The 12,250-nt window shown below is 54.8% G+C and carries 13 protein-coding genes; 5 read left to right on the forward strand and 8 right to left on the reverse strand.

Going from position 1 to position 12,250, the window contains the following annotated elements:
* Positions 1–2 precede the first annotated feature (2 nt).
* Positions 3–716: a 4-carboxy-4-hydroxy-2-oxoadipate aldolase/oxaloacetate decarboxylase gene (locus ACN28R_RS13890; protein ID WP_095834703.1), complete on the reverse strand. Its 714-nt coding sequence runs from the start codon at positions 714–716 to the stop codon at positions 3–5.
* Positions 713–1,450 carry a 4-oxalmesaconate hydratase gene (gene galB, locus ACN28R_RS13895; RefSeq protein WP_048635944.1) on the reverse strand — a complete coding sequence of 246 codons (738 nt, stop codon included), beginning with the start codon at positions 1,448–1,450 and terminating at the stop codon, positions 713–715. The genes ACN28R_RS13890 and galB overlap by 4 nt, the downstream gene beginning before the upstream one ends.
* 139 nt (positions 1,451–1,589) lie before the next feature.
* Here galB and ACN28R_RS13900 point away from each other — a divergent pair, with 139 nt between their 5' ends.
* Positions 1,590–2,831, forward strand: coding sequence for a LysR family transcriptional regulator (locus ACN28R_RS13900; RefSeq protein ID WP_095834704.1), 1,242 nt, complete (start codon positions 1,590–1,592; stop codon positions 2,829–2,831).
* Positions 2,832–2,884: 53 nt separating this feature from the next.
* Here ACN28R_RS13900 and ACN28R_RS13905 read toward each other — a convergent pair whose 3' ends face one another.
* From ACN28R_RS13905 to trmB, 3 genes are all read right to left on the reverse strand, one after another.
* The gene (locus ACN28R_RS13905; RefSeq protein WP_048635946.1) at positions 2,885–3,598 is read right to left on the reverse strand and encodes a YggN family protein; all 714 of its coding nucleotides are present in this window, start codon (positions 3,596–3,598) and stop codon (positions 2,885–2,887) included.
* 101 nt (positions 3,599–3,699) lie between these two features.
* Positions 3,700–4,044 carry a YggL family protein gene (locus tag ACN28R_RS13910; RefSeq protein WP_095834705.1) on the reverse strand — a complete coding sequence of 115 codons (345 nt, stop codon included), beginning with the start codon at positions 4,042–4,044 and terminating at the stop codon, positions 3,700–3,702.
* Positions 4,045–4,764: a tRNA (guanosine(46)-N7)-methyltransferase TrmB gene (gene trmB / locus ACN28R_RS13915; protein WP_048635948.1), complete on the reverse strand. Its 720-nt coding sequence runs from the start codon at positions 4,762–4,764 to the stop codon at positions 4,045–4,047. It abuts the gene before it with no gap.
* 164 nt (positions 4,765–4,928) lie between these two features.
* On the opposite strand from trmB, the gene mutY reads away from it, so the two are divergent.
* The 4 genes from mutY to ACN28R_RS13935 all read left to right on the forward strand — a co-directional run bounded on the left by mutY (position 4,929) and on the right by ACN28R_RS13935 (position 8,591).
* The gene (mutY, locus tag ACN28R_RS13920) at positions 4,929–6,035 is read left to right on the forward strand and encodes an A/G-specific adenine glycosylase (protein ID WP_095834706.1); all 1,107 of its coding nucleotides are present in this window, start codon (positions 4,929–4,931) and stop codon (positions 6,033–6,035) included.
* Positions 6,032–6,304, forward strand: a complete 273-nt coding sequence (locus ACN28R_RS13925) for an oxidative damage protection protein (protein WP_048635950.1) — start codon at positions 6,032–6,034, stop codon at positions 6,302–6,304. Before mutY ends, ACN28R_RS13925 begins: the two co-directional genes overlap by 4 nt.
* 51 nt (positions 6,305–6,355) lie before the next feature.
* On the forward strand, positions 6,356–7,429 hold the full coding sequence (gene mltC, locus ACN28R_RS13930) for a membrane-bound lytic murein transglycosylase MltC (RefSeq protein WP_095834707.1): 1,074 nt from the start codon (positions 6,356–6,358) through the stop codon (positions 7,427–7,429).
* A gap of 100 nt (positions 7,430–7,529) precedes the next feature.
* The gene (locus ACN28R_RS13935; RefSeq protein ID WP_183096786.1) at positions 7,530–8,591 is read left to right on the forward strand and encodes a helix-turn-helix domain-containing protein; all 1,062 of its coding nucleotides are present in this window, start codon (positions 7,530–7,532) and stop codon (positions 8,589–8,591) included.
* Here ACN28R_RS13935 and ACN28R_RS13940 read toward each other — a convergent pair.
* The 3 genes from ACN28R_RS13940 to ACN28R_RS13950 form a co-directional block, all read right to left on the reverse strand.
* Complete coding sequence (locus ACN28R_RS13940) at positions 8,554–9,594, reverse strand: alpha/beta hydrolase family protein (RefSeq protein WP_095834709.1); 1,041 nt, start codon at positions 9,592–9,594, stop codon at positions 8,554–8,556. The genes ACN28R_RS13935 and ACN28R_RS13940 overlap by 38 nt on opposite strands.
* 372 nt (positions 9,595–9,966) lie before the next feature.
* Positions 9,967–10,797 carry a phosphoenolpyruvate hydrolase family protein gene (locus ACN28R_RS13945; RefSeq protein ID WP_095834710.1) on the reverse strand — a complete coding sequence of 277 codons (831 nt, stop codon included), beginning with the start codon at positions 10,795–10,797 and terminating at the stop codon, positions 9,967–9,969.
* Between the two features lie 12 nt (positions 10,798–10,809).
* On the reverse strand, positions 10,810–12,021 hold the full coding sequence (locus ACN28R_RS13950) for a Tm-1-like ATP-binding domain-containing protein (protein ID WP_095834711.1): 1,212 nt from the start codon (positions 12,019–12,021) through the stop codon (positions 10,810–10,812).
* Positions 12,022–12,250 lie beyond the last annotated feature (229 nt).

The raw sequence follows: 12,250 nt of genomic DNA on the forward strand, positions 1-12,250 counted from the left end.
GGTTATGACTTCAGATCGTCAATAGAATCGACATAGCGCAACCCTTTTGCCGCCAGTTGCGCCCGCATTTGGTAGATATCCAGACCCAGCTCGCCCTCCGCCAGACGCTGACGCTTACCTATTTCAAGGTCCACACGCTTCTGGGCCGCATCAGCAACCTCGGCGGCCTGCCGCCGCGGCACGATCGCCACGCCGTCGTCGTCCGCGACCACGATATCGCCCGGCGTCACCAACTGACCGGCGCAGATCAGCGGAACATTGACCGAACCGATCGTCTCTTTCACGGTGCCCTGCGCCCATACCGTACGCGACCAGACCGGGAACCCCATCTCACGCAGCGTCTGGCTGTCGCGGATACCGATGTCTCCCACCAGCGCCACCACACCGCGCGCCTGCAACGAGGTGGCCAATAGATCACCGAAAAAACCGTCGTGACACTCAGAGGTCGACGCCACCAGCAGCACATCCCCTGGCTGACACTGCTCAACTGCCACATGAAACATCCAGTTATCACCGGGCGTCACCAGCACCGTTACCGCATTACCGGCAATACTGCGCCCTTGCTGGATCGGCCGGATACGCTCGTCCAGAAGTCCCTGACGTCGCTGCGCCTCATGCACTGTCGCCACGCCGTATTCGGCGAAACGCGGCAGCAGAGCAGGTTCCACTCGTTCGATGTGCCGCACCACAACCCCTTTCATACCGACGATGCTCATGACAGGTTCTCCGTTACACGAGGGAAGATACTTTGATAGCCTTCGCCATGGATGATCACGCGGGAACTGGCGATACCGACATTACGTTTCGCCTGTACTCCTCGCTGCAGCGCTACACGCGTGTAGTATTCCCATAGGTGCTCCTGCCCCGCCATGCATTGGATGGCGGCATATTTTTTCTCCCACACCGGCGTGATATCCAGCAGCACGTCAGGTTTCCAACCGCACTGCTCCGGCTGATGCGGCTCAAAGCAGTAGACCGGCGGCGCGCCAATAATGCTTTCACCGGGACGATACCCTTCCGCTTGGGCGATGATGCGCGCCTCTTGCGTCAGGCTGGCGGCCAGCGGATGGTCGTAGTTGTAGGGATCGGCCAGAGAATGCGTGAGCACGAAGTGAGGTTGTACCTGACGAAATACATCAGCCAGACGGAATAACGTCTCTTGGTCCGCGCGCAACGGGTAGTCGCCCATGTCAAAAAATTCAATGCTGGCGCCGAGAAGACTCGCCGCGGCTTCCGCTTCTTCACGGCGTTTTTGTTTGACGATGGTTTCGGTCATATTGCCTTTGCGCCACAATTTGGCGGATTCACCGCGCTCACCGTAGGAGAGGCAGACAACATGCACCTGATAACCCTGTTCGACATGCAGTGCGATAGCGCCGCCAGCGCGCCAGACGAAATCTGCCGAGTGGGCGCTAACCACCAAGGCGCTTTTTTGCCGGGTATTTGCCATGTTCGTTTCCTGTTTTTGCTGTTGTTGACTGTCTGGCATTCTGGCATGGCGTAATCGGCGGGAAGTAGTGCGTTTCATTGCGTCAGCTATGAATTTTATTTATGTTGTCAAAAAATAACCAACGAGAACTTGGTGAGAAATGAAAAAGAAAAATAAAAATAACATGATAAAAATCATGCAAATAAGATCTTTTTGTATGATTGTGGAACAGGGTTCGGCGTCCAAAGCGTCGCACAATTTATTTCGGACTCAATCCGCCATTACCCGTTCAATCCGTGATCTTGAACACACTTTAGCCACACCGTTGTTTGAACGTCATACCGGTGGCATGTTATTGACAGATATAGGGAAAAGCATACTACCACGCGCTCAACGCGCTATTGCCGAACTAAAAGGGATCCCGAGGCTACTCGGCAGACTGAAACAACGCGACAGTGAAAGACGCGAAGAAGCCGAGCCTATCTGGCTATTCAACGTACGCCGGTTGCAAATTTTTCTTGCTCTTTACCGTCTTCATCACACCCAGAGCGTGGCTAAAGAACTTGATATCACCCAACCGGCCGTGAGCGCAGCGCTAAAAGTACTGGAGAAAGGCGCCGGGATGGCGCTGTTCCAGCGTACGCCGAAAGGAATGATGCCGACCCCCGCGGGCCGTGAGATAGCGCCGGGAATCAGCCGTGCGCTAAATGAACTCCGCCATATTCCGGAGGATATCGCCGCCCGTCAGGGAGCGCTGATTGGCGCTATCCATGTCGGCGCCCTGCCGCTGAGCCGCGCACGCCTGTTGCCCCAGGCGATAATCAGACTCGTTTCCCGCCATCCCGGCATCAAAGTCGTCACCTACGAGAGCATGTTCGCCACGCTAATCACCGAACTGCGCGCTGGCGATATCGATTTCATCATTGGCGCATTACGCAAGGAAGAAACCGTGCCAGAAATCCATAATGAGGTGTTGTTTGAAGAGGAGTTGATTCTGCTGGCGCGCCCTCGTCATCCGCTGGCCGGTCGGGCGCTGAAAAAATCGGATCTGCGCGGCATCCAGTGGGTTCTGCCGCGCGATCACGCACCGTCGCGCTACCTTCTGGAACACGCATTCCATTGCATGGGCATCGCGCCTCCGCAGCCAGTGGTGGAAAGCGGCGATCCAGCGGTGGTACGCGCGCTGCTACTGGGCTCAGACATGGTGGCGGCGGTTTCCTCACACCAGTTGGATTACGAAGTTTCAGAAGGGATACTCACGCCGCTGCGCATTAGTCTTGCGGACACCCGCCGGAAAATCGGCCTGACGTTTCGCCAGGGCGTCCTACACTCCCCCGCCGCCGATGCGCTGATCCGCTGCATACGTGAAGAGATACACGGGAACAGGACGACGATGAAGTGAATAGACGGCGGATACGCCGTCATCGAAATGCGGAAATGAAACCAACGTCAAAATTAGTTCAGCGTTTGCAGTAGGCCTTTACGCTGATTTTCCAGTGAGGTGACCCGATCGCACACGTCACGGCCGAAACGTTGAAATTCCTGTTCCTGGTTGCTCCACTCGGTCTGAATGGCTTTCTGCAAGCCGCCGAGGTTCCCCATCATCGCCTGTAGCGGGTTACCGCCGTTCGACATCTGCTTCACGCCCATTTCGTTCAGGCTGTCCTGCAACACGCCGCCCATGCTTTGCTCGACGATTTGCCGGCCATCCTGCTCAACCTGCTTGACCGCCTGATGATGGAAGGTCAGGCCATCGCTGCGGTGTTCAATAATGCGGTTCATCTGCTGTTTAAGCTGACCATTCAGCGTCGTCAGCCGGTTACGCACATTACTGCCGCTGCCCAGCTCCTGAACAATTACGTTGTCCAGCGCCACGCGCGCTTTTTCCAGATGCTGATACGCGCCCTGATCGATCCACGGAAGCTGCTGACGTAAATCCGCCTGGTACGCTTTAGCCTGTTGACGCTGCCCGGCGTTGAGCGTCAGCGGCGTACCGTTTCGGACGATATCACCCTGCGGAGAGATCCGAAGATCCCCGCTGGCGCCGATTACCTGCACCTGTTGCGGGCTGATGACGATATCATCCTGAGGGTTAACGCTACACTGGTATGCAGCCTGAGCCTGCCAGGACAACAACATGAGTAAACCCAGAGTCATTTTACGCAGCATATTTTCTCCTGAGGGAAACCGCGGGGAGTGGTGAACCGCCCACCCGTTGGCCGGGTGGGAAACGGCTGAATAACGCCCTTGTTACCCAGCCGGAGCAAAACTTAAAGCAAATCCTCTGGTAAATCCCACCAGATATCGAACAGTTCACTGACATTAACATCCACCAGGCTCTGTCCTTCCAGCCAATGACCGATTAACAGACGGTGTTCATCCGTGCAGTGACCGATCTTCTGCAGGCAGACAAGCCCCTGCCATTGCAGATAGCCGCTGCCTTCAAACGCCAGACCGTTAGGTTCAATCACATCATCAACGAACTTATCCAGCGTCCGATCGATATCTTCAACGCTGGTCCCTTCAGAGAAACGCCAGCTAACGGAAAAGCCCAGTTCCTGAAACTCATCAATGTGTAGTTTTTTACGTAAACGACGGCTACGAGCTTGTGCCATTTATCTCATCCTCTCAAACATCAGATCCCAAACACCATGCCCTAAACGCTGGCCGCGAGCTTCAAATTTTGTCAGCGGACGTGATTCCGGCCGCGCAACGTAGTCATTATTATCGGAAAGATTGCGATATCCTGCGACAGCGTTCATCACTTCGAGCATATGCTGCGCATAAGGTTCCCAATCCGTCGCCATATGGAATACCCCGCCGGTCTTTAGTTTGCTCAGCACCAGTTCGACAAAAGGCGCCTGCACAATACGGCGTTTATTATGCCGGGCTTTGTGCCACGGGTCAGGGAAGAAAAGCTGCACCATTGACAGAGAACCGTCGGGGATCATGGTTTCCAGCACTTCCACCGCGTCATGGCACATTACGCGCAGGTTGCCGACGCCGGCCTCGTGCGCCGAAGAAAGGCAGGCGCCGACGCCCGGCAGATGGACCTCGATCCCCAGAAAATTCTGTTCCGGGTGCTGGGCCGCCATGGTAACCAATGAAGCGCCCATTCCGAAGCCGATTTCCAGCACCACCGGCGCCTCTCGGCCGAATAGCGGCGTAAACGCCAGCGGCTCAGACTGAAACTCCACGCCCATCACCGGCCAATAGTTATCCAGCGCCAGCTGTTGTCCTTTGGTCAAACGCCCCTGACGGCGAACAAAACTGCGAATGCGACGCAGCGGGCGTCCGTTTTCATCAAATTCCGGTGAGATGACGTTGTTAATCATAAAAAGTGCTTACTGTCAGTCCGATTTCATAAAGGAAACGCGCATTATGCAAGGATACTGTGGTTTAGCAAGAGCGCCGCCTCGGAAAGTTCCGGTTTACAGCACATTCACTCTGTGCTGGAATCGCTGTCAGACTTTTTACCTGCCGGATAGTGATCCCTTTTATGATGCAAGCGCAACAGTTCGCGCAACAGGTGCTGAACTGGTACCAACGCTATGGCCGAAAAACCCTGCCGTGGCAGCTTGAGAAAACGCCTTATAAAGTATGGCTGTCCGAAGTGATGTTGCAACAAACGCAGGTCGCCACGGTCATTCCCTATTTTCAACGTTTTATCGCGCGTTTTCCTGAGGTGAAAGCGCTGGCCGCCGCGCCGCTGGACGAAGTGCTGCACCTGTGGACCGGGCTGGGTTATTACGCCCGCGCCCGTAATCTGCATAAAGCCGCGCAGGCTATCGTTGACCGGCACGGCGGCGAATTTCCGCTTACCTTTGACGAAGTGGCCGATTTGCCGGGCGTCGGGCGTTCGACCGCCGGCGCCATACTCTCGCTGTCGCTGGGGCAGCACTATCCCATTCTCGACGGCAACGTAAAGCGGGTGCTGGCGCGCTGCTATGCGGTCGGCGGCTGGCCGGGCAAAAAAGAGGTGGAAAAGAAGCTGTGGACCTTAAGCGAAGCGGTAACGCCGGCCGAAGGCGTCAGCCAGTTTAACCAGGCGATGATGGATCTGGGGGCCATGGTTTGCACCCGCAGCCGCCCCAAGTGCGAGCTTTGCCCGTTGAATACCGGCTGCGTGGCCTACGCCGACCACAGTTGGCCGCAGTATCCCGGCAAGAAACCCAAACAGACGCTGCCGGAAAAAACCGGCTGGTTCCTGCTGCTGCAACAGGGGTCGAAAATATGGTTACAGCAGCGCCCCGCCGTTGGGCTATGGGGCGGATTGTTTTGCTTTCCCCAGTTCAACGAACGCAGCGAATTGGAACTCTGGCTGCAACAACGTGGTCTGAACGCTGACGGATTGCAACAGCTCGTTGCTTTCCGCCATACGTTCAGCCATTTCCATTTGGATATCGTGCCGTTATGGCTGACGCTTTCATCGCAGGATATCTCACAACAAGGGGCTTGCATGGATGATGGCCCGGGTCTCTGGTATAACTTAGCGCAGCCGCCGTCCGTCGGATTGGCGGCGCCGGTTGAACGTCTGCTGCGCGAGCTAGCCCAGCCGCAGCCAACGTTATTGAATTCCTGCGCAATTGATGAGGAAGAAGCATGAGCAGAACTATTTTTTGTACTTTTCTACAACGTGAAGCCGAAGGGCAGGACTTTCAGCTCTATCCGGGCGATTTAGGCAAACGCATCTATAACGAGATATCAAAAGAAGCCTGGGCGCAGTGGCAAACCAAGCAAACCATGCTGATCAACGAAAAGAAACTGAGCATGATGAACGTTGAGGATCGCAAACTGCTGGAACAGGAGATGATCAAGTTTCTGTTTGAAGGTAAGGATGTGCATATCGAAGGTTACACGCCTCCTAGTCATTGATATTGCGGGGCCGGTGGCCCTTTTGCGTCCTATTCCGACACGGCTTTTTATATGAAGAAAATTTTAGCTTTGCTGGTTATCGCACCATTGCTGGTTTCCTGTTCGGGAAATAAAAGTGGCACAGACAATGAACAATTCATCAAGGATACTAATGCGTTCGATATTTTGATGGGGCAGTTCGCCCATAACATCGAGAATATCTGGGGCATAAATGAAGTGCTGATTGCCGGGCCGAAAGACTACGTAAAATATACCGATCAATATCAAACCCGCAGCCACATCAACTTTGATGCCGGTACCATCACTATTGAGACGATTTCGGCGACCGATTCCATCGCCAGCCTGCGTCAGGCCATCATCACCACCCTGCTGATGGGCGACGACGCCAGCAACACCGACCTGTATTCGGACGCCAACGACATTCAGATCAGCCGCGAGCCCATGCTGTACGGTCAGGTGCTGGATAACACCGGCCAGCCGGTCCGCTGGGAAGGGCGCGCCGCCAACTTTGCCGACTATCTGCTTCAGAACCGATTGCAAAAACGGACCTCGGGTCTGCATGTCATCTGGTCGATCACCATCCAGTTGGTGCCTAACCATCTGGATAAGCGCGCGCACAAATACCTGCCGCTAGTGCGTAAAGCCGCCGAACGCTATGGCATTGAGGAATCGCTGATCCTCGCCATCATGCAGACGGAGTCCAGCTTCAACCCTTATGCCGTCAGCCATGCGGACGCGCTGGGATTGATGCAGGTTGTCCAGCACAGCGCGGGGCGCGACGTATTCAAGCTGAAAGGGAAATGGGGACAGCCGAGCCGCAGTTACCTGTTCGATCCGGAAAACAACATCGACGCGGGTACCGCCTATCTGTCGATCCTAAAGAACAGCTATCTGGCCGGCATCCAGAACCCGACTTCGCGGCGCTACGCCGTTATCACCGCCTATAACGGCGGCGCGGGCAGCGTGCTGCGGGTATTCTCCAGCGACAGAGATCGCGCGGTGAGTATCATCAACAACATGTCGCCGGGCGAGGTGTATGACACGCTGACCACCAAACACCCGTCCTCGGAGTCGCGGCGTTATCTGTACAAGGTCAATACCGCGCAGAAGAATTATCGCCGATAATTATTATTTCAATGATATGGACTGAGCCTCTGGTATGGATGACCAGAGGTTCAGTATCATAAGCCCCCCTTTCCCCACCCGACCGCATAAAGGAACTGGCATGCCTGCGATACCGCTACCTTTTATCACCGCGTTCCTGCTGGTCGTCCTTTTCCTGCGAATTCGGCACGTTAAGGGGAAAAATCGTACGACGAAAACAGAAACGGCGTTTATTGCCGCCAGTTGTCTCGCTATCACCTTGTGCGGTTTGCACTGGGGAACATCGCTTCCGCTAGCCGCCTTTTTTCAGCCGATTGTCGCCGCCGCCGTGCCGCCGCTGTTTTGGCTTTGCGCCAAACCAGGCAACAACGGCGGTAAACCGCGCCGCGTACGCTACTTTTGGCATCTGTTTCCCATGGTCATTGTGACCCTCTTGGCGGCGCTGAAAACCGATATCAGCTTGCCGCTACTCGATTTTTCCTTGCTGATGATTTACGCCGGCTACGGCATCGCGCTAGTTCACTCGGCGCGCGATAGGCCATCTGAACTCGCCAACGGTTCCCCTTGGTGGAAAAACATGTCCTTTCTGGCCGGCGTTTATTTCATTTTCTCAGGCATGGCTGATATCGCCATCGCGCTGGATCTGGGCATTTTTGGCGGCAAGCGGGCGCCGGGCATGATTGCCGTCGCCCACATCGCCACGCTGATTGTTCTAACGTTTCTTATTGTGACGAAGCACGCTTCACCCGCGGCAACAACGGAAAAAAATAAGGGCGCAGCCGAAATACAGCCCGCCAGCCCTGAAGATCAGGAACTGGCGGATAAATTGGATCAGTTGATGCGTAAAGATAATCTCTATACCGATCCCAATATGACGATCCAACGCCTTGCCCGGCGGCTGGGCATTCCCACGCGGCAACTCTCGGAAGCCATTAATCGCGTTTACGGACGCAATATCTCGCAGATCGTAAATGGCTATCGCATTGACGAAGCCCGCCGGTTACTCAGCCAGACGGATTCGCGTATCACCGAGATCATGTTGGCTTGCGGTTTCCAGACCAAATCAAACTTCAATCGCGAATTTTTAAAATCCACGGGGATGAGTCCCAGCCACTGGCGGCGCGCCAATGCCTCATCGGAATCCGCTACTTCCGTCGCCATGTCTGCGTCAGAAAACCGCTGATCTTCTCGAACAGCGCAGTATGAATCGCCTCGCGGGAACCCGTTGCGCCATCCATGCAGATAATGCCTTCACCCGGCTCCGACGCATTGATGAGATCTACCGCTCCCGGCTTGCAAAGCTGCATAAAACTAAAGTGCGTAGCATTGGCGATTTCCCAATATTGGGACGTTTTTCCCGGCAGAAACTTCATCAGATACTGTGACTCAAGCGAAGCCGGAAGCGCGGGATCGGGAACGCCGGCGGCGACAACCAGTACGGGTATCGTCACGGCGGCAAGGCTCTCGGGGGTGAATCCTCTAGCCAGCCCGAGATCGAGCGAGACGACCGCGCTGACCCGCTCGTCCCGCGCCGATTGATTAAGCCGCGCCCGCGATGCATCATCTTTGCCGGCGCCAATCGCCTGATAAGTCTTACAGGATGCGAGTTGCTTTTGCGTCAGGCAATCCGTTTCAAACCGATCGACATCAAAACGCGCGCCGGCAATAGCCAGGGCCGTCCACCCGCCCAGCGAGTGCCCGATAACCGCAATCCGATCGGATGCGGTATTCCCCGCGATCGCCGAATCCGCCTGTAAGGCGGTAATCACCCGGCTGACGTCGTCGGGCCGCAGCCAAAGTTTCGCCGCTGTCGCCGGTTGCATATCGTTGGAGGTGGTGCCGGGATGATTAGGGGCGGCAACCACATACCCTTTTTGCGCCAGCTCGTATGCCAACCAGAGTTGATTACGCCAGTTTCCGCCATAGCCGTGGGAAAGAATCACCAAAGGATGTACGCCGTCCTGTGGTCGAGCCTGCTTAATTACCGGCACGCCGAAGAAAGCGGGATTCTCGCCAAGGGATGCGGTTTCTCCCGCTGCCGGAGTCGGATATAACACCGCGACGCTGAGCGGCCGCCCGTTTTTTTCGTCGGCCACATCCAGATGCCGGTATCCCACGGACGAAAAAGCCAGCAGCGGGAAACAGACCAGGCAGCCCCACATAAAAATGCCGAATGCAGATTTCATTACCAGACGCTCCATATTGATTAAACGTAAACAAGCAGCGTCCTTGTACTGAGAATCCGCGCCGCGCGCGACCTAAAACGCTATTCAGTACCTTTTAATCTGAGAATAAGCGCCGCCTTGCCCAACGAGAAGCCGGTTATCAGTAATCGCTAATCGGTCACACTGTTTGGATGAGGATAAAAACCGGACATGATCGCAACGCGGGGAATGCCGATGGAGCTCTCGCCGTCGAATCTTCCGTCGACCCCGGAATAACGTTGACCTCACGCAGGAGGTTCAACCACAGACAGGAATATATGCCTGACAAAAATAGACGGCCAGCGAGTCCGCCGGCCGTGTTTCCCTGGTATTGACGCCAATAGATAACAAAAGTTAACGCTTAATATTTTTGAATTGCTTAGTCGTTGCGGTTAATGCAATTTCCGTTGGCAACCGTTCCATTGAGCTAGCGCCATAAAAACCATCGCAGTGCGGACAGTTATCCATAATGTACTGGGCATCTTCCGGAGTTGAAATCGGGCCGCCATGACACAATACAATCGCATCGCGACGAACTTTCTTCGCGGCTTCCGCCCATTGATTGATTAACGGTACGCAATCGGCCAGTTCAAGCGCGGTTTCCGCACCGATGTTGCCGCCGGTGGTCAGCCCCATATGGGGAACGATGATATCCGCGCCGGCCTGGGTCATCGCTATCGCGTCTTCGACGCTGAATACGTAAGGCGTGGTTAGCATATCTTTCTCATGCGCCAGGCGGATCATATCGACTTCCAGCGCGTAGCCCATGCCCGTTTCTTCCAGATTGGCGCGGAAATTACCATCAATCAATCCGACGGTCGGGAAGTTCTGTACGCCGGAAAATCCTAACGCTTTCAGATCGTCTAGAAATTTATCGAACTGACAGAATGGATCCGTACCGTTAACCCCGGCAAGAACCGGCGTATGCCTTACCACCGGCAACACCTCTTTCGCCATATCGACCACAATCTCGTTGGCATTGCCGTAAGCCAGCAGTCCCGCCAGCGAACCTCTCCCTGCCATGCGATACCGGCCCGAGTTGTAAATCACGATTAAATCAATCCCGCCGGCTTCTTCACACTTTGCGGAAAGTCCGGTTCCAGCCCCGCCGCCGATAATGGGTTCCCGGCGGGCGATCATATTGCGAAATTTCACTAACAACTGCTGACGACTAATAGCTGACATAATTTTCCCCTTTTATTTAAAAATCGCCTTGAACGCATCAACGGCGGCACAAGCGAATAAAGGATCGTTGATATGGCATGGCAAACGGATAATCCGTCGTTTTTCAGTCTGCCGAACCACACTTTCCAGCGTCTGAATAAAGGCCTCTCGCGCCTGTGGGTGCCAGAAAGGTTGGCCCGGCGCATCCAGCGCAGAAAATCCTTGTTCGGGAATGAGAAATCGCACCTCGCCTTCGCAGCGATTGAACTTTTCACCGATCCACTGCGCCATCGCCACATTTTCTTCAATCGTCGTACGCATCAGCGTGACCTGCGCGTTATGGTTATAGAACAGACGGTCGGCATACTTTTCCGGCACGCTGGCCGGCGCGCCAAAATTCACCATATCCAGCGCCCCGCAGGAAACCACGCAGGGAATCCGCGTTTTGGCTATCACGTCGAAACGCTCGGGAGCACAGGCCAATACGCCATCAAATAACAGATCGCACACTTCGGTGGTGGTCAGATCGAGGACGCCGGCAAGCAAACCGCTGTCCACCAACTTTTCCATGGCTTTACCGCCGCTGCCCGTGGCATGAAATACCAGACAGTCGAACGCATTCTCCAGCGCGTTACTGACCGACTGAATACAAGGCGTGGTAACGCCAAACATGGTCAAGCCAATTGTCGGCTTATCATCATGCTGATTTTCCCGGATCTTGAATTTCACCGCCCCGGCAATCTGATGCGCCGCATTGCCCAACACCTGTCGGGAAATAGGGTTCAGGCCGGCGACATCGGTAACGGAATACATCATATTGATATCGCTGGCGCCGATGTAACCGGAAATATCGCCCGATGCCATAGTGGAAACCATCAGCTTCGGTAAGCCGATCGGCAGCGCCTGCATCGCGGGCGTAACTAGCGCCGTTCCGCCGGATCCCCCCAGTCCTAGCAGGGCGGCAACGTCATTACGCGATAACATAAAGCGCTTAAACGCCTCGGACATCGCATTCATCGCCTGCCCTCTGTCGCCGCAAAATACCGCCTTGGCCCCCAGCGGATGATAAGCCGCAACGGCTTCGGCGCGGATATCCGCCGTGCTTGCCGCCGTCGGTTTGGTTGACAGATCCACGGTGACGGTTTTCAAACCGGTTGCCGCGATCAGATCGCGGACATAAGTTTGTTCATTTCCCTTGGTGTCTGATGTTGTTGCAATATAAATGCTGCCGACTTCCATTCCCATAAGGTATACCCCTCACTATTAATAGAGACGACTAACTAATTGATATAAAAATAAATTATTAAAATAAGGCGTGAATGTAGATTAATTTGCAATCATATTGAGACTGCAGTATCAATAATGCAATCCACCCGATCGAAATATGAGACTGGAGTCTCATAATGAGGCCAACCGCACTATTCGCAATCGAAGAAACGTGGCGTAACACATGAACCGTCCATTTTGTTATAGT

Source organism: Brenneria goodwinii (assembly GCF_002291445.1).
In the GTDB taxonomy this organism is placed as follows: Bacteria; Pseudomonadota; Gammaproteobacteria; order Enterobacterales; family Enterobacteriaceae; genus Brenneria; species Brenneria goodwinii.

Excerpts from the sequence above, each read along its gene's own strand:
- ACN28R_RS13890 (WP_095834703.1), bottom strand. The coding sequence starts at position 716 with ATGAGCATCGTCGGTATGAAAGGGGTTGTGGTGCGGCACATCGAACGA.
- galB (WP_048635944.1), bottom strand. The coding sequence starts at position 1,450 with ATGGCAAATACCCGGCAAAAAAGCGCCTTGGTGGTTAGCGCCCACTCG.
- ACN28R_RS13900 (WP_095834704.1), top strand. The coding sequence starts at position 1,590 with ATGAAAAAGAAAAATAAAAATAACATGATAAAAATCATGCAAATAAGA.
- ACN28R_RS13905 (WP_048635946.1), bottom strand. The coding sequence starts at position 3,598 with ATGCTGCGTAAAATGACTCTGGGTTTACTCATGTTGTTGTCCTGGCAG.
- ACN28R_RS13910 (WP_095834705.1), bottom strand. The coding sequence starts at position 4,044 with ATGGCACAAGCTCGTAGCCGTCGTTTACGTAAAAAACTACACATTGAT.
- trmB (WP_048635948.1), bottom strand. The coding sequence starts at position 4,764 with ATGATTAACAACGTCATCTCACCGGAATTTGATGAAAACGGACGCCCG.
- mutY (WP_095834706.1), top strand. The coding sequence starts at position 4,929 with ATGATGCAAGCGCAACAGTTCGCGCAACAGGTGCTGAACTGGTACCAA.
- ACN28R_RS13925 (WP_048635950.1), top strand. The coding sequence starts at position 6,032 with ATGAGCAGAACTATTTTTTGTACTTTTCTACAACGTGAAGCCGAAGGG.
- mltC (WP_095834707.1), top strand. The coding sequence starts at position 6,356 with ATGAAGAAAATTTTAGCTTTGCTGGTTATCGCACCATTGCTGGTTTCC.
- ACN28R_RS13935 (WP_183096786.1), top strand. The coding sequence starts at position 7,530 with ATGCCTGCGATACCGCTACCTTTTATCACCGCGTTCCTGCTGGTCGTC.
- ACN28R_RS13940 (WP_095834709.1), bottom strand. The coding sequence starts at position 9,594 with ATGAAATCTGCATTCGGCATTTTTATGTGGGGCTGCCTGGTCTGTTTC.
- ACN28R_RS13945 (WP_095834710.1), bottom strand. The coding sequence starts at position 10,797 with ATGTCAGCTATTAGTCGTCAGCAGTTGTTAGTGAAATTTCGCAATATG.
- ACN28R_RS13950 (WP_095834711.1), bottom strand. The coding sequence starts at position 12,021 with ATGGGAATGGAAGTCGGCAGCATTTATATTGCAACAACATCAGACACC.